Here is a 20,166-nt window from a genome sequence, read left to right on the forward strand (position 1 = left end):
GCGCGCTGGCAAGGGCGTCAAAGGCCCAGCAGGATGACGCTGTAGCCGACGATCCAGGTGATCCACCCGAGCCAGCCGATGAGGCCGGCCAGCGCGATCCGGTTGGTGCCGTCAACGTTGTAGGGGCTGGCGCATGACGAGACGAAGAGCAACGCGGCGCTGAGGTAGCCGAGTATCGCGTGCCAGCCGGGGATGAGCCCGGCGCCCGCCCCGGCGACGGTGAACCCCAGCAGGGCGGTGGCCAGGAAGAGCTGGTTGAACCCGAACAGCACGTTGCTCAGGCCCCACAGCCCCGCCACCGACCCGCGGTGGTGGGCGGCGGCCGCGGCCAGCCCGAACCGGAGCGCCTCCACGCACGCGAACGTGGCGTTCTGCATGAGGACCCCGCCGAGGCCCACCAGGGCCCATGCCCCGGCCCCCGACCCGCCGTTCCACAGCACCGCGACCAGTCCAGCGGCGAACAGTGTGAGGCCCAGCCACGTGGCCGGAACGAGCACCGAAGGCCGCTTCAACGCGTCGCCGGCGGCAGCGAACTCGTCCGCGGCCGTGCCGAGGCTCTTGGTCGCGCCCGGTAGCGGGAGCCGCGCCCGGACATAGATGACGTTGATGGCGACCGCCAGCAGTACGAATCCGATGCCCCCCAGGCCTGCCACGCTGGTGAGACTCATGCGAGCGCCCCTTTCGCCGCCACACCGGGGGAGCACCGCGACGCTCGCACCCGAATTTGGATTAACGCTTACTATAATTAATATAGGACGAAGAATCCCAAGGGGCAGTCATGGAGGACCAGCCAGATCGGCGCCGCTACACCTCGCTGCGCCGGGATGCGCAGGCGCGCGAGACCCGCGCCGAGATCGCCGACGCCGCACGCCGGCTGTTCGTCGCCCAGGGGTGGGCGCCGACCACCGTGCGCGACGTGGCACGCGAGGCAGGGGTGTCCGTGCCCACCGTCTACGCGGCGTACCGGAACAAGACGGGGCTTGTCTGGGCGCTGGCGGACGCGGCGGACCTGTCGGCCGACGTGTCGCGGATGCTCGACGAACTGGAGGCCGGATCAGACCCGCGGGCACAACTGGCCGCGATGGCCGCCTACGACCGCCGGCTTTTCGAGCGGGCGGGCGACCTGATCATGCTGGTGCGCGAGGCGGGCCGCACCGAGCCCGAGCTCGCGGAGCTCTACCGCGAGGGCCGGAGGCAGGGCGACCAGACCCGGGTTCAGGTGTTCTCCTCCTGGCCGCGCGGCACGCTCCGGTCGGGCCTGGAGGTGCCGGTGGCCGTCGACATCTACGCAGCCCTGTGCAACATCGACGTCTACACCACGCTCACCGTCGAACGCGCCTGGGAACCCGGCCGGGTCGAACACTGGTGGGGCGAAACCCTGGCCCGTGAGCTGCTGAGCTGAGGGCTGCCTCACTCCGAAGCTCCTTCCGGCCGAGAAGCCGCTCCGCTGTGGGCCCATGACTCCGCAGGGGCCGCCCCGGGGCCGTCGGCCGGGCGGAAACGCGGGACTGCGTCCCCACGTTGGAGGCGGCCCTTCGGTTGGCACGGCCGGTCGACCGGGATCGGCCAGCCTCCCGTGCGGGGCGTCCCTGAGGGAGCCGCTAGGCTCCGGGAGGTGGCCCGAGCTCTTGCGGCTCCGGCGCGCCAGAGACTCGTGACGGAAGTACAGGAGACATATGCGGCGGCTCGCCGGGTCCGATCCGCGGCGCATCGGCCACAACGACCTGCTCGCGGTCATCGGGGACGGCAGCATGGGGCGGGTCTACCTGGGACGCGCGCGTTCGGGGCGGCTGCTCGCGATCAAGGCCATCCGTCCCGACCTCGCTCGCGACCCCGTGGTTCGGCAGCGCTTCGGTACCGAGATCGCGGTGGCGCAGCGGGTCAGTGGTGCCTACAGTGCCCCGGTCGCCGAGGCCGCACCCGAGGCGAGCACCCCATGGTTGGCCACGGCGTTCATCGCCGGACCCACCCTGCACGCCGCCGTGGCCGAGAACGGCCCACTGGCGGCCGGTGACGCTCTGGCCCTGGCGGGCGGCCTGGCGGAGGCGCTGCGCGCGGTCCACGGGGCCGGGGTGGTGCACCGCGACATCAAACCGGCCAACATCCTGCTCGACCACGCCGGCCCGCGGGTCATCGACTTCGGTATCGCCCGGTTCGCGGAGTGGCCGGGGGGTCCGGAGTGGTCCGCCGCGCAGGGTGCGGCGGGCACCACGGCCTTCATGGCTCCGGAGCAGAGCATGGGCGGGCCCGCGAGTGCCGCCTCGGATGTGTACGCTCTGGGGGCCGTTCTCTGCTACGCGACAACCGGTCGTGCCCCGTTCGGCGACGACTCGGCCGCGGCGGTGCAGTTCCGCGCGGCCCAGCTCCCGCCGGACCTGCGCGAGGTACCCGAGGCCCTCGTCCCCCTCGTCGAGGCGTGCCTGAACAAGGACCCGAACCGCCGCCCGGCGCCCGAGCGGATCCTGAGCGGGTTGCCCGCGGGCTCGGGGAAAGCGTGGCCCCCAGCGGACATCGCCGCCCTCATCGACGCCCGCGCCCGTGAGGCGGATGCCTTCGTGACCGGGGAGCGGGCCGCCCGCACCCGGCGCCGGGTACTCGCCGGGGCGGGATCGGCCGTGCTGGCCCTGGTGCTGGCGGCCAGCGGGATCGCGGCCGTGCGGGCCGGCCTGCTCCCGGGAACGGGGGGCGACGCGGAGGCCGGGGAGAGCCCGGCACCCAGCCCCGTCACCAGTCGCGACACCATCGAAGGCGACGTCGCCGCGGCGCCGGAGAGCGGCGCGGAATTCCACCCGGAGGCAACCGTCGACGACCTCGTCGAGACCCTGTTCGTTCCACAGCGCGGCGGTACGGTCACCGACCTGGAGTTCCATCTCGAGGATCCGGACGTTCTCTACGACATCGGCCTGGAGTACTCCGAGGACTGGGACCTTTCCACCGGAGAGCAACGGATGCCGTCCGCGCCCATGGTGGACTTCGACTCCAACGTGCTGGCGGTGTCCCCGGACGGGGAGGCGCTGGCCGCCGGGACGAACAGCAACACGGTCTATGCCGGAGAGCCGGGTGCCGAGGACGCCGACTGGGGGAGGGAGCTCGCCAACGGCGCGCTGTCCGAAGCCGCGGAAACCCCGGAGGAGACCAGCGAGGACCTCCCCAAGCTGGAGGACGTCGTCACCGGGCTGGCCTTCTCCCGGGACGGGCAGACCGTGGTGGCGGCGTTCGGCGCGGGGCAGGCGCACGTACTCGACGCGTCCGACGGCAGCGAGATCGCGGCACACGAGACGGAACGCGACCTGCTCGCGGGTCCGGCGGCCGCGCACCCGACGGAGGACGTCTTCGCTGTCGAACACGACCAGGAGATCGTGCTGTTGGACTCGGGCACCGGCGAGGAGATCGACCGGTTCGACCCGGAGGCCAGCGCGTCCGGCGACCTGGAGTACACCGCGGACGGCGAGCACCTCATCCTGGCGGGGGTTAGTGAGTTCGCCGAGGTCATCGATGCGGACACCGGCGAGCAGGTGGCCACGATGCGCGGTCACGGCGAGCCGGTGGACGGCGTGGCCAGCACCCCGGACGGGACCGTCGTGGCAACGGTCGCCCGGCAGGAGCCCCAGGGCGACAGCGAGGTCCGGCTGTGGGACGTGGGATCGGGCGAGGAGATCGGCCTGATCCAGACCCGGCCTTCGCGGGGCGCGCTCGACTTCTCCGCTGATGGCACCCGTTTGGCGCTCGGCCACAACGACGGCGCGATCAGCGTCTGGCACCTGCCCGGCTGATCGGCGCCACCGCCCCCACAACGTCCGGAGGAGTAACCATGCGCCCACCCGAGCCCGGCGACCCGCACGAGATCGGTGGCTACCGGCTGGCCGGGCGCCTCGGGGCCGGTGGCATGGGGGACGTCTACCTCGGGGTGTCGCAGGGCGGGCGGCTGGTCGCGATCAAGGTGATCCGTCCCGAGTTCGCCGAGGAACCCGACTACCGCAGGCGGTTCAACCGCGAGGTCACCCTCGCCCAGCGGGTCAGTGGCGCGTTCAGCGCCGACGTCATCGAGGCGGACCCCAACGGGCCGCGTCCCTGGCTGGTCACCAGCTTTGTGGGCGGACCGACGCTGCGCCAGGCCGTCCGGGCGTGCGGGGTGCTGCCCGCGGAGTCGCTGCGGGTGCTCGCTCTTGGTCTGGCCGAGGCGCTCCGGGCGATCCACGCCGCCGGGCTGGTGCACTACGACCTCAAACCCGGCAACATCATCGCGGTCGAGGACGGCCCGCGGGTCATCGACTTCGGTATCGCCCGCTCCGCGGAGGCGAGCCTGGTGACCCAGGACGGCCGGATCGTCGGCACTCCGGGATTCATGTCGCCCGAGCAGGCGTACGGCCACGAGGTGACCCCGGCTTCCGACATGTTCAGCCTCGGGTCGGTGCTGTGCTACGCGGCGACGGGACGCGAACCGTTCGGCGGTACCGATGTTCCCGCTCCAAAGAGGCTGCACCGGATCGTCACCGAGGACCCCGATACCGCGGGCGCGCCCGACTGGCTGGAGCCGGTCCTGCGCGGCTGCATGGCCAAACACCCGGAGCAGCGGCTCTCCCCGGAGGGCGTACTGGAGCGGCTCGGCCCGGTCGCGGGCGGCACCGCGTCCTGGTTGCCGGAGCAGGCCCAGGAGCTGCTGCGGCAACAGCAGGACGAGGTCCGCGAGCTGCTCGCGCTGCCGCCCCGCCCAGCGCCGGCGCCGCAACGTCGGCAGCGGCGCTGGCCGCTCGTCGCTGCGGCCGCGGGGGCGGCGGTGCTGCTCGGCGGGGCCGCCACCGCGGTCGCCGTCGCTGTTGCCGGCGGCCCGGCCGAGGTGCTGCCCGGCTCGCCGGACCCCACGTCCAGCAGCGGCGCCGCCGAGGGGCGCGACGAACCCGACCCGCACGAATGGCCGGAGACCTCACTCACCGCCGCGGACTTCGAGGACCCCGCGGAGGTCACGGGCGAGGAGCTGAGGGGGCTCTCCTCCATTTGCTCGGATCCTTCCGGGGAACGCGTGCTGCTCGCGGGCTCGGATCTGGAGGTGAAACGGCGTGCCGAGATCCACAATGTCAGCGACAGGGGAGAGCTGTCCCCGGCCTCCGAGCTCGACCTGTTGGAACCCCTCGACCCCGACAACCCGCTCCTGCAGGTGACCTCGTGCGACTGGGCCGCCGAGGGCGGTCAGCTCGCCGTGGGAGACAACGAAGGCCGGGTGCACCTGTTCGACGCGGAAGGCTCCGGCGGGGAGCTCCAGCCCGTCGAGACCATGGACGAGCACCACCAGGGCACCGGATTCGAGGACGTGTACCTGGAGTACTCTCCGGACAGCCGCATGCTGGCGTCGGTCGGCGGGGACAAGATGCTGCGCCTCTGGGACGCGGCCACGGGAGAGCTGGAAGAGGAACTGGGCCCCGATGAGCTCGGCGGGGGAGGGGCCGGGTCGGGACCCACGTGGCACCCCGGCGGTGAGCGCATCGCCGTCGGCGACCTGTCGGAGGTCGTTGTCTACGATCTGGCGCAGGGCGAGGCGGCGCAGCGCTTCGACGCCGAACAGGGCATCCTCTCCGAGCTGGAGTACTCCCCGGACGGCAGCGTACTGGCCACGGCGGGCGACGACACCACCGCCCGGCTGTGGGATCCGGGCAACGGTGAGTCGCTGGGCATCCTGGAAGGGCACGAGGATCGGGTCATCAGTGTGGCGTTCACCCCGGACGGCGGGGCGCTCATCGCCGTCGAGCAGGCGCTGGACGCCAGCGGCCAGGCATGGGTGTGGAACCTCGCGGAGATGGAGCAGATGGTCGCCCTGGAGACCGACGACGCCGAGGCCGAGGAGCGCGGGTTCGCCGTCTCCGACACGACCAGCAACTCCGACGGTTCGATGCTCGCGGTCACCCAGGCCCGCGGCATCGTGCAGATCTACGACCTGTCGGGCTGAGAGCCCGGTCGCGCGCCGGGGGACGGCCGTGGTGAGCACGCGCAGTGGTGGACCGGGACGCCCGCCGCCCCGCGCCGGTCTCCGGGCGGTACCGGGCCCGCCTCGCGCCCGCTGGCCGGCCACTCCCCCGCGCCCCGCCCCGATCCGCGCGAGACCAGCGCGGCCATGCTTCGCGCGGGTGGTACTGGGCAGTGTTGAGACCGGGAGCCACCGGACCCGACGCTATGCCTGGGAGGTCAGATGCGTGCCGTACGGGTGCACGAGTACAACCGGCCGCCGTCGATCGACGAGGTGCCCGACCCGAAGGTGAGCGGACCGCTGGACGTCCTGGTCGAGGTGAACGCGGCCGGGGTGTGCCGTACCGACCTGCACATCATCGAGGGCCAATGGGCGCCGAAGACGGGGGTGGAGCTGCCCTACACCATCGGCCACGAGAACGCCGGAACCGTGCTGGAGGCCGGGCCCGCCGTGACCAACGTCCAGGCCGGCGACACCGTGATCCTGCACCCGCTGGTCACCTGCGGGCTGTGCCGGGCCTGCCGCGGCGGTGACGATGTGCACTGCGAGAACTCCAGCTTTCCCGGTGTCAACGCCGACGGCGGGATGGCCCAGTACCTGCGCACCAATGCCCGCGCGTGCGTGCGGCTGGCCGAGGGCCTCGCCCCGGCACAGGTGGCGGCACTGGCCGACGCCGGGCTCACCGCCTACCACGCTGTGCGCAAGGCCCGCCCGCTGCTGTACCCGGGCACGCATGTGGTGGTCATCGGCGCCGGCGGCCTCGGACACATCGGCCTGCAGACACTCGTCGCGCTTACTCCGGCCGAGATCACAGTGGTGGAGCGGTCCGAGGAAGCGCTGCGGCTCGCCAGCGACCTGGGTGCCCACCACACGGTGCGCGCCGACGGCACGCAGGTGGACGCCGTTCGCGACGTCACCGGCGGCAAGGGCGCGCACGTGGTGCTCGACTTCGTCGGGGAGAACGGAACCGAGAGCGACGGCGTGGCCATGACCCGCGACGCGGGAAGCTACTTCGTTATCGGCTACGGCGGCAGCGTCGAGATCCCCACCATCGACATCATCTCCCGCGAGATCAACGTGGTCGGCAACCTCGTGGGGTCCTACAACGACCTGGACGAGCTCATGGTCCTGGCCGCGCAGGACAAGGTGCGGCTGAAGACGGCGACGTACCCGCTCGACGACGCGCTCGACGCCCTGAACGACCTGGACAACGGGCGACTCCCCGGGGGAAGGGCCATTCTGGAACCTGTCCGTCGGTGAACGCGGCCGCGCCCCAATGGGTTAGCCCGCCGGGGCGCGGTCGCTCGCGCCTATGGGCACCACCAGCGGCGTGCCCGAAACCGGGTCCGCGATGACCGTGCACTCCAGCCCGAAGACCGCGGCCAGCGACTCCGGCGTCAGCACCGCGGCCGGATCGCCCGAGACGAGCACGTCCCCGTCGCGCATCGCCACGAGCCGGTGGGCGTAGCGGGCCGCCAGGTTGAGGTCGTGCAGCACCATCACCACGGTGCGGCCGTGGTCGCGGTTCAGGTCGCGGATCAGGTCCAGGACCTCGATCTGGTGGGTGAGGTCGAGGAACGTCGTCGGTTCGTCCAGCAGCAGCAGATCGGTCTCCTGGGCGAGCGCCATCGCGATCCAGGCGCGCTGCCGCTGCCCGCCGGAGAGCCGGTCCAGCGGCCGATCGGCCTGCTCCAGCAGGCCGGTCAGCTCCAGTACGCCGGTCACGTGCTCGGCGTCCGTGGCGGACCACTGCCGGTACCAGCTCTGGTACGGGTGCCGGCCGCGGCCGACCAGGTCGGCGACGGTCAGCCCGGGCGGCGCCTGCGGGGACTGCGGGAGGACCGCCACTGTGCGGGCCACCTTGCGCGGCGGCATGCCGGTGATCCGGTGGCCGTCCAGCCGCACCTGCCCCGCGCTGGGCCGCAGCAGCCTGCCCAGTGCGCGCAGCAGGGTGGACTTGCCGCACCCGTTGGGGCCGATGATCGCGGTCACGGCGCGGTCGTCCACGGCGAAGTCCAGGTCGCGGCAGACGACCGTGTCACCGTAGCCCAGGGTCACGTCCTCGGCGAGTAGCCGGGCGGGGCGGTCGCTCTCGGTCAAAGGTGCTGCTCCCGGTGTCGGCGGACGATCAGGTACATCAGATAGGGCGCGCCCAGCACGGCGGTGAACACTCCGACCGGCAGCGCCACCGGGAACAGCCCGGCCGCGATCTGGTCGGCGATGAGGGTCAGCGCCGATCCCAGCAGCATCGAGGTCGCCAGCGGCGGGTAGGCGAGCTTGCACAGCCGCAGCGCGATCTGCGGGGCGGCCAGCGCCACGAAGGTGATCGGCCCGGCGGCCGACACCGCCACGCAGGCCAGCAGAGTGGCGATGAGCAGGAGCAGGAGGCGGGCACGTTCCACCCGGACCCCCAGCCCGCGGGCGGTGTCGTCCCCCAGGACCAGCGCGCCGAGGGCGTGCGCCGCGGCCAGGCACAGCGGCAGCAGCACCGCCAGGGCGAGGGCCGCCGGGCCGACGCGGTCCCAGTCGGCGGCGTGCATGCTGCCGGTCAGCCAGGTCTGGGCCCGGGTGGCGTCCTGCACCTCGGTCCAGGACATGGCCCAGTACACGAGGTTGGCGCAGAAGAGGGAGGCGGCGACGCCCATGAGAAGGAGGCGGGTCGGCTCCAGTCCCGAGCTCCACGCCAGGCCGAACACCACCGCCGATGTGACCAGCCCGCCGACGAGTGCCCCCACCGGGACCCCGACCTGGGAGACCAGTCCGCTCACCTGCCCGGTGCTGCCTCCGAAGACGATGACGGCGATCGCGCCCACCGACGCCCCCCACATGACGCCGAGCGTGTCCGGGCTGGCCAGCGGGTTGCGGGTGAGGGACTGCATGATCGCCCCGGCCAGCCCGAGCGCGGCACCCACCAGGGCGGCGGTCAGCGCACGCGGCATGCGCAGGGTGAACAGCACGAAGGTCTCGCCGCCGTCGCCTCCTCCCGTGAGGGTGCGCAGCACGTCGGCGACGCTCATCGGGTAGTCGTCGAAGCTGAGCAGGGCGCGGACGAACGCGGCGAGCAGGACGGCGAGGACGCCGAGCGCGACCAGCAGTGGGCGGGTCCGCCACTGCAGGCTCACCGGACCCAGACGCAGGGTGCGGCGCGGGTCCGGCGCGGGCGTGCGCGGCCGGGTGGGTGCGGGAATCACAGCGCGACCAGCCTCCGGCTTCGGATGAGCACGACGAATACCGGCGCCCCGACCATGGCGAGGACCACCCCGACCTCCACTTCGCCGGTGCCGGCGACCACCCGCCCGACCACGTCGGCGAACAGCACGATGGCCGCCCCCAGCAGCGCGGCATAGGGGACGAGCCACCGGTGGTCGGGCCCGACCACGGACCGGGCGAGGTGCGGGGTCATCAGGCCGACGAAGCCGATGGGACCGACCGCCGCCACGGACGCGCCGGTGAGCAGGGCGATGGCCAGCACTCCGGTGGCCCGAACGAGGCGGACCCGCTGGCCGAGCGCGGTCGCCACGTCGTCCCCCAAGGCCAGGATGTTCATCCCCGGGGTGTTGGCCACGGCCAGCACCAGGCCGGCGACGAGGAAGGGCAGCACCTGCCAGAGCACATCGTCGGGGCGCCCGGCCAGCGATCCGATCCGCCAGAACCGGAAGACCTCAAGGCTGCGCTGGTCCAGCAGCACGATCGCCGAGGTGATGCCGCCCATTAACGCGGTCATGGCCGCGCCGGCGAGGATCAGGGTCAACGGGGTCGGGCCCCGGGCGCCGCCGGAGGCCACCGCGAACACGACGAGGCTGGACAGCAGCGCACCGGCGATGGCGAACCAGACGTAGCCGGACAGGGAGGTGACGCCCAGCGCGAAAACGCTCACCACCACGGCGCATGCCGCCCCATGGGATACGCCGAGCAGTGAGGGGTCGGCGATGGGGTTGCGGGTGTGGCTCTGCATGAGCACGCCGGCCACGCCGAGCGCGAGGCCCACCAGCGCGCCGAGGAGGGTGCGGGGCCCGCGCAGCTCACCCACGATCGCGCTCGCCTCCCCGCCGTCGGGGGAGAACAGCACCCGCCACACCTCCAATGGCGGGATTGCCCGGGCGCCGACCGAGATGCTGGTGGACACGGCGACCAGCAGCAGCGCGAGCAGGACCAGCAGCCCCACCGCGCGGCGGCGTGCACCCGCCTCCGATGCCAGGCCCTCGGGGCGCCGGAGCGAACTGGGCCCGGCTTCGGTCACTCCTGTTCCCCTTTGCTCGCGCGCTGCTATGGCGGTGGACAAATCACCAGGTCCGCCTTGAACCTCCTGGCCGCGGTCATGATAGCAATATTAGGCTTGTCTAACCTAAATTGGTCGAAGGGGTCTTTCTATGCTGCGCGCCACCCATCCCCGTCCGCTCGTCCGGTCCCTGCTCGCCGCGGGAGCGGCCGGCACGCTGGGCCTCGTCTCCGCCTGCGGTTCCGGGGACGCCGAAGAGTCCGCCGGCAGCGGCTCGGGCGACTTTCCCCGCACCGTGGAGCACTTCCGTGGTACCACGGAGATCGAGTCCCCGCCCGAGACGGTCGTCGCGCTGGACAGCAGCTACGTCGACGCCGCCGTCTCCCTGGAACTGGACGTCGTCGGGCGGGTGGCGTCCGAGGGAGGCGAGGAGCTGCCGGAGTACCTCGGTGAGGAGGGCCAGACCTACGCCGGCGACGCCGAGATCGTGGGACTGCTGGAGGAGCCGGACCTCGCCGCGGTCGCCGAGCTGGAACCGGACCTGATCGTCTCCGCCGACGTCCGCCACCAGGAGATCTACGACCAGCTCAGCGAGATCGCCCCGACCGTCTTCTCCGAGACCACCGGCGCGAGCTGGAAGGAGAACATCCAGCTGCTGGCCGAGGCCGCGGGTAAGCAGGACCTGGCAGAGGAGAAGATCGGCGGCTACGAGGACCGGGCCGCGGCACTCGGCGAGACGATCGCCGAGGAGAACGGCGGCGAGGCGCCGACACTGTCCATCACCCGGTTCGTGGGCGAACCGTCGGTGCGCCTCTACTCCACCGCGTCCTTCCCGGGCATCGTGCAGCAGGATGTCGGGGTGCCCCGCCCCGAGGACGCGCCGGACACCGGTGACGAGATCATGGTCGACCTGAGCGAGGAGGAGATCCTCGACGCCGAGGCCGACCACATCGTCACCGGCATCTGGGACGACGGCAACGGCGAGAGCGAGGAAGCGGCCGAGGACTTCCGCAGCAACCCGCTGTGGGAGCAGTTGGAAGGCGAGCAGCACGACGTGAGCGACAAGGTCTGGTTCTCCTCGGTGAGCCTGCAGGGCGCCGAAGGCATCCTCGACGACCTGGAGGAGATCTACGGCGTCGACGCCGAGTGAGAGGCACGCCGACCGCGCACACGCTCCCGGACCCGCGAATGGGCCGGAGCGTGTGCGCACGCACCGGATCATCCGCGTTGACTCAGGCAGGAAACACCGCAGCTTCCCGTCGTGGGGCTGGGCGCCGATCGGCGATTATCTCGCCTCGGCCAGCCAGTCCTCCAGCCACGCGGTGTGCACCCCGCCCGCGCGTACCTCCGGTGCGGCGAGCAGGGCACCGTGCAGCGACCGGGTGGTGGCGACCCCTTCGATGGCGAGCTCCCGGACAGCCTGCTCCGCCCGCCCAAGCGCCTGGTCCCGATCCGCCCCCGAGCACACCAGCTTGGCGATCATCGAGTCGTAGAACGGGCTGATCCGGTCGCCCGCGACGAGCCCCGTATCGACCCGCACCCCCGGCCCGCCGGGAAGATCGAACCGCGACAGCTCGCCCGGCGCGGGCATGAAGCCCTGGTCCGGGTCCTCGGCGTTGATGCGCAGCTCGACCGCGGCCCCTTCGAGTACGATGTCCTCCTGCCGCACCGACAACGGCTCGCCCGCCGCGATGCGCAGTTGCTCGGCCACGAGGTCAAGCCCGGTCACGCACTCGGTTATGGGGTGCTCCACCTGGATCCGGGTGTTCATCTCAAGAAAGTGGAAGTCGCCGTCCCGCGACAGCAGGAACTCCACCGTGCCGGCTCCCCGGTAGCCGACATGGGCGGCCAGCCGGGTGGCGGCGGCGGTGATCTCGGCGCGCAGCCCGGGGGCCAGGTCGGGCGCGGGCGCCTCCTCGATGAGCTTCTGCCGCCGGCGCTGGACCGAGCAGTCCCGCTCGTAGGCGTGCACCACGTTGCCGTGCTCGTCGGCCAGCACCTGCACCTCGATGTGCCGGGCGCCGGGAACGGCGCGTTCCAGGTACACCGTGTCGTCGCCGAACGCCGCGCGCGCCTCGGCCCGCGCTGTCTTGAGGACCGCGGCCAGCTCGTCGGGGGAGCCGACCGGGCGGATGCCCCGGCCACCGCCGCCGGCGGCCGCCTTGACGAGCAACGGGAACCCGATGCCGTCCGCGGCGCTGGCAGCCGCCGCCTCGTCGGCCATGGGGCCGGTACCGGGGACCACCGGAACGTCCGCCTCCTGCGCCGAGGCGCGCGCGGCGGCCTTGTCCCCCATCGTCTCGATGACCGAGGCGGGCGGGCCCACGAACCGCAGGCCGGCATCGGCGACCCTTCTCGCGAACTCGCCGTTCTCGGAGAGAAAGCCGTACCCGGGGTGGACGGCGTCGGCGCCACTGGTCCGGGCGGCGTCCAGCAGCGCATCGGCGTTCAGGTACGACTTGGTGGCCGCGGACGCCCCAATGTGGACCGCATCGTCGGCCAGCCGCACCCACCTGGAGTCGCGGTCGGCGTCGGAGTACACCGCGACGGCCTCAAGGCCCGCGTTGTGGCACGCCCGAACCACGCGCAACGCGATCTCGCCGCGGTTGGCCACTAGAACTCGGCGGATCCCAGCCATCAGGCGCCGACCTCGGCGATGTCCTGGCCGATGGACACCTCTTCCCCGTCCTCGACGAGGAACTTGGTGATCGTCCCCTCCTGCTCCGAACGCAGCTCGCTGAAGTTCTTCATCACCTCGATGAGGGCGACCGTCTGGCCGCTGGCCACCGTGTCGCCCACCTCGACGTAGGGGTCGGCGTCAGGCGCCGGCCGGCGGTAGCACACCCCGGGCATCGTGGACTTGATCGTTGCCATCTGGTTCTCCTTACTCGCCTGCTGTGTCTGTCACGCGCCGAGCAGCTCGCGCACCCGCTGCAGCCGCTCGCTCCGCTCCCGCCGCGCCGCGAGCGCGCCTTCGAGGTCGGTGCGCACGAACTGGATGTGGTCGCCCGTCTTCGTCTGGGCCATCCGGTCCCGGTCCACCGAGATCACCGTGCCGACCGTGGCGTAGCCGCCGCCGGTGACCGCGTCGTTGAGCAGCACGATCGGTTCGTCGCCCCCGGGGACCTGGATGGAGCCGACGGGGTAGCCGAGGTCGACCACGTTGGCGGGGTCGCTGCCCGCGCCGTGCGGCTGCTCGCGCTCGACGAAGTCGAGCGACCCGCCGCGGATGCGGTACCCGATCCGGTCGGCGTCCTTGGTGACGCGCCACGGCGTCCCCAGGAACGAGTCGAGCGCGGCCGAGGTCAGCCGGTACGAGCAGAGCCCGATCACCGTGCGGATCTCGGGCATCTCCGGGAGTGCGGGGTGCAGCTCCTCCGGGACCTCCCGGCCGGCGGCCCGCGCTCCCGCCGCGTCACCGAGCGGCAGGCGGTCGCCGTCGGCGAGCTTTCGTCCCTCGAAGCCGCCAATTCCGGTGAGCGTGTAGGTGGAGCGCGAACCGAGGTACTCGGGGACGCCGATGCCGCCACTGACCGCCAAGTAGGGGCGGGCCCCGCCCGTCACAGGAGAGAAGATGGAGAGCACGTCGCCGGCGCGCACGGGCAGCGCCCGCCAGCTTTCCACGGGGTCGCCGTTCAGGCTGACCGGGACGTCAGCGCCGGTGACCGCGCACACCCGGTCGTCGGTGAACTCCACCCGCGGCCCGATGTAGGTCGCCTCCAGTGCGGCGGCCCGCTCGTCATTGCCAACGAGGAGGTTCGCGACCCGCAGCGAGTACTGGTCCATCGCCCCCGACGGCGGGATACCGAGGGCGTAGTGCCCGTCGCGGCCCGCGTCCTGCACCGTTGTGGACAGTCCGCCCGTGTGTACGATCAGCTCTTTCACTGGTAGAGCACCTCCAGCAGGTCGCGGTTGACGGCGTCGGGGTCATTCAGGAACTCGGAGGGCCGGAACTCCACGTCCCGCGTGCGGTACTCGAACGTTCCCGCCTCGACCTCCGCCCGCAGCTCCTCGTACTCGGTCATGTCGATCGCCCGGTACCGCAGGATGTCGCCCGGGCGGGGGAAGACGATGCCCGAGGCGAAGTCGGGCAGACGCTGGGAAAGATCGAAGACCGGAGCCGGCGCGATACCGAACAACTGGTACCCGCCCGCGCCGCGGACCGGGTAGACCACCGCGAACGCGCCACCGTAGCCGAAGGAGCGCTCCGGGGTGTCGGTTCGTGGGCGCACGTACTTGGGCACCTCGATCTGCCGGTCGCGCGGCACCATCTGGTAGCTGAACGGCAGGCCGGGAACGAACCCGATCATCGTGACGATGTATGGCGCCCCCGAGAGCGCCGTGATCAGCGGCTCGACGCCGTCGAACCCGTTGATCCGCGCCGCGTACTCCAGGTCGGTCGCGTCCGGGTCCTGGTGCCGGTCGCGGAACCGCAGCAGGGTCTCCCGGGTCCACGGATCGTTGTAGAGCACGGGAACGTCCACCACCCGGGTCGCCAGGGCCTGGTCGGCGCTCAGCCCGGTCCCGGCCTCCTCGATCGCCCGCAGCTCGTTGACCAGGTCCATCGGGTGGAGGCGGTCGGGGTCCACCCGGATCATGTACGACGCGTTGGACGGGCATATGTCCACCACCCCGTCGATCTTCTTCTCTCGCAGCGCGGACGTGATCGCCATCGCCTTGAAGTTCGCCTCCAGGCTCATGGCCTGGTCGATCTCCACGAAGACGTACTCGTCGGCACCGAACTCGTACCGTGCCTGCGGGAGTGTCACCTCTGTCGGGACCACATCGCCCTCCTGTCTGCCGTGTCGCCGGGGCGCGCCTCTGCTCGCGTGTTCGGGGGCACCACCCTGGGCAACACCGGCCCGGACATCCAGTGGCCCACTCGTACAAATCGCTGCGGCCTGTTGTACGTATCGATGAGTTGTCCTCGGTCGGGAGAGGGCGCAGGGTGGTGCCTCCACAGCAGGGAGGTGAACGCATGCGGAATCTGGTCGATCTGAACGCCGATGCGGGAGAGAGCTTCGGGCGCTGGAGCCTGGGGGACGACGCCAGGCTGTTGCCCCATGTCACGTCGGTCAACGTCGCGTGCGGGTGGCATGCCGGCGACCCCGCGACGATGCGCGCCTCGGTCGAGCTGGCCGCGGAGAATGGGGTGGGTCTCGGCGCGCACCCGGGACTGCCCGACCTGGCGGGGTTCGGCCGGCGTGCGCTGGCGCTGACTCCGCGGGAGGCCGCCGACGCCTGCCTCTACCAGTATGGCGCGCTGCGGGCCTTCGCCGACGCGCACGGGGTGCCCATCACCCACGTCAAGCCGCACGGCGCCTTCTACGGCCTGGCCATCCGGGACCACAGCATTGCCGCCGCGGTCGTCGACGCCGTGGGCACGGTCGACGGTGAGGTCGTCACCGTGCTGCTCGCCGGCCCGACGGCGGACGCGGTCGCGGGGCGCGGGGTACCGGTGGCGCGGGAGGCGTTCGCCGACCTCGACTACGACGACAACGGGCACATCATCATCGAGCCGAACCCCGCTGCCAAGGACCCGCGGGCGTGCGCGGACCAGGCGGCCGCGATCCTGAGCGGGCGCGTGCGCACGGTCAGCGGCGGGACGGTCGGGATCGAGGCCGACACCATCTGCGTGCACGGCGACCGGCCGAACGCCGTCGACGTGGCGCGGGCGGTGCGCGCCCGGATCGCCGCCGAGGGGGCCACCGTGGCACCGCTGCGCGACGTCCTCGCCGCGCGCCGCCAGGGCTGACCCGGCGGCCCGGCTCAGCCCACCCGCTCCAGGTGTCCGGGGTCGAGCGGGTACTCCACGTGCGCGGAGAGGGCGATGGCCTCCTCCAGGTCGATCTCGCGGAACCGCACGGTGTCGTGGCCGGGGCGCAACTGGCCAACCCGCCAGAGAGCCGCGTGCGCCACGGTCGCCACGACGGTGAACCCGCCGGAAGTGGGGCCGTCGGGGCCGACGATCATGGGCACGTCACCGTTGATGACAATCCCGCCCAACGGGAAACTGGCGTCGAGAATGTTGGAGGGGTGGCTCCCCGCGACACCGCCGTCCGCGCGGGGCCAGTCGAAGCGGTGCGGGTTGAGCTGGGTGGCCAACCGGTCGGAGTTCAGGCTGACCCGCAGCGTCGACGAGACGAGCTCCGCCCAGGCGTCGGCGGTGAAGAGCTCGGGCGTGCTGTGCGGGCCGCGCATGACCTCGATCTCCCAGTGGCGCGGGTACGCCGGCCGCAGGGACTGCGGCACGCGGAGCGGGGCCGGGGCGGTACCCGGCGCGCCCGCGCCTTCGAGCAGGTCGCCGCGGACCAGTGGCCGCCCCGCGAGCCCGCCGATGTGTCCGACGGTGTGGGTGGCGCGGGATCCGAGCATCGGGGGAACCTCGATGCCGCCCGACACCGCCAGGTAGAGCCGGAAGCCGGGACCGCGTGCCGTTCGGGTCGCCAGCAGGTCGCCCGGCGCCACCGGGACGGCCTCCCACATCGGTAGCGCTTCCCCGTTGAGCGTCGGTGCCGCGCCCTCGGCGCCGCACAGCGCGACCAGTCCGGGACGGCTGACCCGCGCGGTGAACCGTCCCGCGGGGATCTCCAGGGCCGCGGCGCCCTCAGGGTTCCCGGTGAGCACGTTGGCCAGCCGAAAGGCGAGGTGGTCAACCGGCCCCGCGGGGAAGAGCCCCCAGCGTTGCAGACCGGTCCGTCCGGGATACTCCTGGACCGTGGTCTGCACCCCCGGGTCGACGACCTCAAGGGCGATGGGACCTCCCGCGTCCCCGTTGGCTCCGGTGCTCACACCAGGTCCACAGAAGCGGCGGAGTGCTTACCGAGGTGGCCCGCCAGCGAGAAGGGGGCGTCCTCGATCCGGTACTCGTAGCAGTCGTCTAGGGCAAGCCTTCGCGTCTCCAGCAGCTCCGCCTCGCTCACCCGGACGAAGCGCACCCGGTCGGCCGGGCGGATGAGGAACGGGGAACCGGCGAAAGCGCTGTTGCGGCCGAGCGCGTCGTAGATCGGGACGGTCCGGCCGAACAGCTGGTAGCTGCCGGGCGAGTCGACCGGGTAGACCGCCACGCACGGGCCGCCCATCCCCACCGATCCCTCCGCTGTCCACACGCGGGTGGGGTTGTACTTGGGCACCGAGAGGGACAGCCGCGGGTCGAGGGGGAGCAGGAACGGCAGGCCGGGCGCGAAGCCGGTGAAAGCCGTCCACAGCTCGGTGGCGGTGATCGCCGCGTAGAACTCTTCGGCGTCGGCGAACCCGGTCTGCTCCACGACGTAGCCGACGTTGCTGTCCCCAGCGGTGTACGCGGCGTCGCCGCGGACCGTGGTGGTGTAGCGGCGCACGGCCTCGCGGCAGGCGGAGTCGTCGAACGCGATGGGCAGGGTGATGACGCGGCTGGGGAGCACCAGGGACGAGAGGTGCGGCTGGCCCTCGTGCACCGAGCGCAGGTGGTCGAGCAGGGCTGACCGGCTCGTCCGGGCGGGGTCGAAGCCGACCAGGATGGACCGCAGTCCGGGGGCGGCCTCGACGAGCCCTTCCGGAGGGTCCCGCGTGAGGCTTTCGAGTACCGAGACGACCAGGAAGTTCAGCCGCAGGTCGAGGACGTGCTCCCCGTACTCGACCATCACGTGCCGGTCCCCGGCCTGCCGGTAGGTGATGGCCGGCCAACCGCCGGAAGGGCCGGTGACGTCGATAAGCCCGGTCGCGGTCACCGGTTCTCCTTTCCGGTCCGTCACGAGAGTTCCCGGACGCGCAGCGCCAGCCACAGCTCGGCCCGCACCGTGGGGTCGTCGAGCGAGGTGTCGAGGAGCGCGGCGATCCGGCCCAACCGGTAGCGCATTGTGTGCCGGTGGATGCCCAGGGCCGTCGACGAGGCGTCTATGTGCCCGTTGTACTGGAGAAAGGTGTGCAGTGTCGAGACCAGGTCGACCTGGGACCGTCGCGCGTGCTGCTTGAGCGGTTCGAGCTGCGCCTCGGCCCAGCCGCGTGCCCCGGCGGTGTCGAGGTGGCCGAGCAGCCCCGCGGTGGCGACGTCCCGGGCGAGCAGGAGCCGTTCCGCGGTGTCGGGGGAGCCCACGTAGAGCGAGCGCACCCGGCGCATCGCGTCGGGGATGTCGGAGAACGGAACCGCCTCGCTCGCGACCGCCCGCGCACCCGGGACGAGGTGCAGCACCTCCTCCACGGCCTGCAGGTCGCCTTCGGCACGCGCCAGCAGGACCGCGACGATCCGGGTCTCGTAGCGGGCGACGAGCGCACCCGCCTGGTTCAGCTTGTGCTGGTCCTCGGCGGCGCGGAGCAGTTGGTCCACCCGCTCCCGGGGTGCCCCCAGCAGCACCACCCGCATGGGCGCCTCTGGCAGCGGGACGCCGAGCACGTCCGCGGTCGACCCGGCCAGTTCGGCGTTTCCGGAGAGCGCCAGGTGCAGCACGGCGAGCCGTTCGCGCCGGAGTGCCTCGCGCGCGGCACGCTCCCCGGAAAGGTCCAGGGCGAGCAGGCCCACGGCGCTGCCGGCAACGGCGCGTTCGACCGAGCTGAGGGGGGTCGCGCGCCCCACAGCGAGGTAGCCGCCGACCTCCCGGCCGTGCCCGATCGGCCACACGGACACCTGGTCGCCCGCCACGGACAGGGACGCGGCGCTCATTGGTGTGTCCAGGGACAGCACGTCGAGGTCCATCCGGACCTGGGCGGCGTACCGCCGCGCGGAGGTGGGCGCCGCGTAGCGCACCCCGCCGTGCTCGTCCAGGGCCAGCACCCGGCAGTCGAGCGCCTGGGCGAGCCGACCGACCACCGTCTGCGGGCCTCCCGGGGACAGCCCCGCCGTGACGAGGTCGCGCTGCGCGTCGAGCGCGGCGGAGAGCCCTTCCGCCCGCTCGCGCGCGATCGTCTCTCCCACCGCCTCGCTGATCGCGACGAACGGTACCTCGCGTGGCACCCCGGCCAGGGGGAACCCTTGCTGCCGGGCCGCGGCGACCAGCGCGTCCGGTACCTCCGCGTGGCTGAACCCGGCACCGAACCCCAGGCCGGCGACATCCCGCGCGACCAGGCGTTTCACGTAGTCGTCCCAGTACGCGGGGCTGTCCTCGCTGTGCAGGCCCGTCGTCAGCAGCAGCTCCCCACCGGAGAGGAACTCGGTCGGGTCCTTCAGCTCACTGGTGTGCACCCAGCGGATCGGGCGCGTGGAGCCAGCCGCAACCAGCGGGCGCAGGCGCAGGTCACTGTGGTGAAACAGCCATTGCACGGTTGGCGGCATCACCCCATTGTCCCAGGTCTTAGTGCTGGCCGCCGACTGTCTCACTGGTGTGGCCACCAGGGTGGTTCGGAGCCTCCCCTGCGCAGCGTCCACTGCAGGACGCGCATGGGATGACCGCTCAGGCTCGTCGACTCGGTCTCCCGCGCCTGGACAAGGTCCAGGCGCGGGAAGAGGGATGCCAGGTGGTCGGGGTCGTGGTGGCGGAACACGCCGCCGTCGGGGGTCTCGAAGACACCGTGGAGCGGATGGGCCGAGGCGGCGTAGGCCGTGCGGTACCGCTCTCCCTCCTGCAGGGGGTAGTCGCACAGGAACACCAGCCCGCCGGGGGCGCACACCCGCTCGACCTCGGCGGCCACCCGGCGCTGCGCGTCGTTCTCGGGGATGACGGCAAGCACCGAGATGAGCAGGACCGCGGCAAAGGCGCCGGCAGGGTAGTCCAGCGGAAGGTGCGGGGTGTGCTCCAGCCGCAGGCCGGGCGCCTCTCGGCGGCCGCGCGCGATCAGGGCCGCCGACGGGTCGACACCCACACAGTTGCGGTACCCGGCGCGGGCCAGCTCGCGCATGGCGCGCCCGTATCCGCACCCGAAGTCGAGGATGCGCGCCCGGGGGTCGAGGCGCTCGGCGACCAGCTCGGTGGGGACCGGGTGAGTGAAGTCCTTGGCGGCACCGGGGCCCTCCCAGTAGGCCGTGGCCATGGCGGTCCTCCTCCGGAGGTTTGGACGAGCGCGGTCAGGTCGGCAG

The 20,166-nt window shown here is 72.2% G+C and carries 18 protein-coding genes; 6 read left to right on the forward strand and 12 right to left on the reverse strand.

The genetic code is table 11. The features are described from left to right. Positions 1-17: 17 nt before the first annotated feature. The gene (locus F4561_RS02205) at positions 18-668 is read right to left on the reverse strand and encodes a hypothetical protein (RefSeq protein WP_184574272.1); all 651 of its coding nucleotides are present in this window, start codon (positions 666-668) and stop codon (positions 18-20) included. A gap of 110 nt (positions 669-778) precedes the next feature. On the opposite strand from F4561_RS02205, the gene F4561_RS02210 reads away from it, so the two are divergent. The 4 genes from F4561_RS02210 (at position 779) to F4561_RS02225 (ending at position 7,219) form a co-directional block, all read left to right on the forward strand. Then, the gene (locus F4561_RS02210) at positions 779-1,402 is read left to right on the forward strand and encodes a TetR/AcrR family transcriptional regulator (protein WP_184574274.1); all 624 of its coding nucleotides are present in this window, start codon (positions 779-781) and stop codon (positions 1,400-1,402) included. A gap of 274 nt (positions 1,403-1,676) precedes the next feature. Beyond that, positions 1,677-3,773 (forward strand): WD40 repeat domain-containing serine/threonine protein kinase, encoded by a 2,097-nt coding sequence (locus tag F4561_RS02215; RefSeq protein WP_184574276.1) that lies wholly within the window; start codon positions 1,677-1,679, stop codon positions 3,771-3,773. 38 nt (positions 3,774-3,811) lie between these two features. Further along, entirely contained in the window at positions 3,812-5,941 is a 2,130-nt protein-coding gene (locus F4561_RS02220) for a WD40 repeat domain-containing serine/threonine protein kinase (protein ID WP_184574278.1), read from the forward strand. A 240-nt stretch (positions 5,942-6,181) separates the two neighbouring features. Then, positions 6,182-7,219 (forward strand): NAD(P)-dependent alcohol dehydrogenase, encoded by a 1,038-nt coding sequence (locus tag F4561_RS02225; RefSeq protein ID WP_184574280.1) that lies wholly within the window; start codon positions 6,182-6,184, stop codon positions 7,217-7,219. Between the two features lie 21 nt (positions 7,220-7,240). Here F4561_RS02225 and F4561_RS02230 read toward each other — a convergent pair whose 3' ends face one another. From F4561_RS02230 to F4561_RS02240, 3 genes are all read right to left on the reverse strand, one after another. Further along, entirely contained in the window at positions 7,241-8,059 is an 819-nt protein-coding gene (locus F4561_RS02230) for an ABC transporter ATP-binding protein (RefSeq protein WP_184574282.1), read from the reverse strand. After that, on the reverse strand, positions 8,056-9,081 hold the full coding sequence (locus F4561_RS02235; RefSeq protein WP_312885101.1) for a FecCD family ABC transporter permease: 1,026 nt from the start codon (positions 9,079-9,081) through the stop codon (positions 8,056-8,058). The genes F4561_RS02230 and F4561_RS02235 overlap by 4 nt, the downstream gene beginning before the upstream one ends. A gap of 65 nt (positions 9,082-9,146) precedes the next feature. Next, positions 9,147-10,199, reverse strand: coding sequence for a FecCD family ABC transporter permease (locus tag F4561_RS02240; protein ID WP_312885102.1), 1,053 nt, complete (start codon positions 10,197-10,199; stop codon positions 9,147-9,149). Positions 10,200-10,329: 130 nt separating this feature from the next. Between F4561_RS02240 and F4561_RS02245 the strand changes: the two genes are divergently transcribed. Then, positions 10,330-11,328 carry an ABC transporter substrate-binding protein gene (locus F4561_RS02245; RefSeq protein WP_184574286.1) on the forward strand — a complete coding sequence of 333 codons (999 nt, stop codon included), beginning with the start codon at positions 10,330-10,332 and terminating at the stop codon, positions 11,326-11,328. 135 nt (positions 11,329-11,463) lie between these two features. Here the strand turns inward: F4561_RS02245 and F4561_RS02250 are convergent, their stop codons facing one another. From F4561_RS02250 to F4561_RS02265, 4 genes are read right to left on the reverse strand one after another with little or no spacing between them, the layout of a single operon-like run. Beyond that, the gene (locus tag F4561_RS02250; RefSeq protein ID WP_184574288.1) at positions 11,464-12,816 is read right to left on the reverse strand and encodes an acetyl-CoA carboxylase biotin carboxylase subunit; all 1,353 of its coding nucleotides are present in this window, start codon (positions 12,814-12,816) and stop codon (positions 11,464-11,466) included. Next, complete coding sequence (locus F4561_RS02255) at positions 12,816-13,052, reverse strand: acetyl-CoA carboxylase (protein ID WP_184574290.1); 237 nt, start codon at positions 13,050-13,052, stop codon at positions 12,816-12,818. The genes F4561_RS02250 and F4561_RS02255 overlap by 1 nt, the downstream gene beginning before the upstream one ends. Positions 13,053-13,082: 30 nt before the next feature. Beyond that, on the reverse strand, positions 13,083-14,063 hold the full coding sequence (locus F4561_RS02260) for a 5-oxoprolinase subunit C family protein (protein ID WP_184574292.1): 981 nt from the start codon (positions 14,061-14,063) through the stop codon (positions 13,083-13,085). Beyond that, a complete protein-coding gene (locus tag F4561_RS02265) occupies positions 14,060-14,962 on the reverse strand; it encodes a 5-oxoprolinase subunit B family protein (protein ID WP_184574294.1) in 903 nt (300 codons plus the stop codon). Before F4561_RS02265 ends, F4561_RS02260 begins: the two co-directional genes overlap by 4 nt. Positions 14,963-15,156: 194 nt before the next feature. On the opposite strand from F4561_RS02265, the gene F4561_RS02270 reads away from it, so the two are divergent. Next, positions 15,157-15,933, forward strand: coding sequence for a LamB/YcsF family protein (locus F4561_RS02270; RefSeq protein ID WP_184574296.1), 777 nt, complete (start codon positions 15,157-15,159; stop codon positions 15,931-15,933). Positions 15,934-15,947: 14 nt separating this feature from the next. On the opposite strand, the gene F4561_RS02275 is transcribed toward F4561_RS02270, so the two are convergent. The 4 genes from F4561_RS02275 to F4561_RS02290 are packed head-to-tail and all read right to left on the reverse strand — an operon-like array spanning position 15,948 to position 20,120. Further along, positions 15,948-16,970, reverse strand: a complete 1,023-nt coding sequence (locus tag F4561_RS02275) for a 5-oxoprolinase subunit C family protein (RefSeq protein ID WP_184574298.1) — start codon at positions 16,968-16,970, stop codon at positions 15,948-15,950. Continuing rightward, positions 16,967-17,887 carry a 5-oxoprolinase subunit B family protein gene (locus tag F4561_RS02280; RefSeq protein ID WP_184574300.1) on the reverse strand — a complete coding sequence of 307 codons (921 nt, stop codon included), beginning with the start codon at positions 17,885-17,887 and terminating at the stop codon, positions 16,967-16,969. The genes F4561_RS02275 and F4561_RS02280 overlap by 4 nt, the downstream gene beginning before the upstream one ends. Before the next feature lie 20 nt (positions 17,888-17,907). Then, entirely contained in the window at positions 17,908-19,425 is a 1,518-nt protein-coding gene (locus F4561_RS02285) for a PucR family transcriptional regulator (protein ID WP_184574302.1), read from the reverse strand. Between the two features lie 41 nt (positions 19,426-19,466). Continuing rightward, positions 19,467-20,120 carry a class I SAM-dependent methyltransferase gene (locus F4561_RS02290; RefSeq protein WP_184574304.1) on the reverse strand — a complete coding sequence of 218 codons (654 nt, stop codon included), beginning with the start codon at positions 20,118-20,120 and terminating at the stop codon, positions 19,467-19,469. Between the last annotated feature and the right edge of the window lie 46 nt (positions 20,121-20,166).

The sequence above is a fragment of the Lipingzhangella halophila genome (assembly GCF_014203805.1).
In the GTDB taxonomy this organism is placed as follows: Bacteria; Actinomycetota; Actinomycetes; order Streptosporangiales; family Streptosporangiaceae; genus Lipingzhangella; species Lipingzhangella halophila.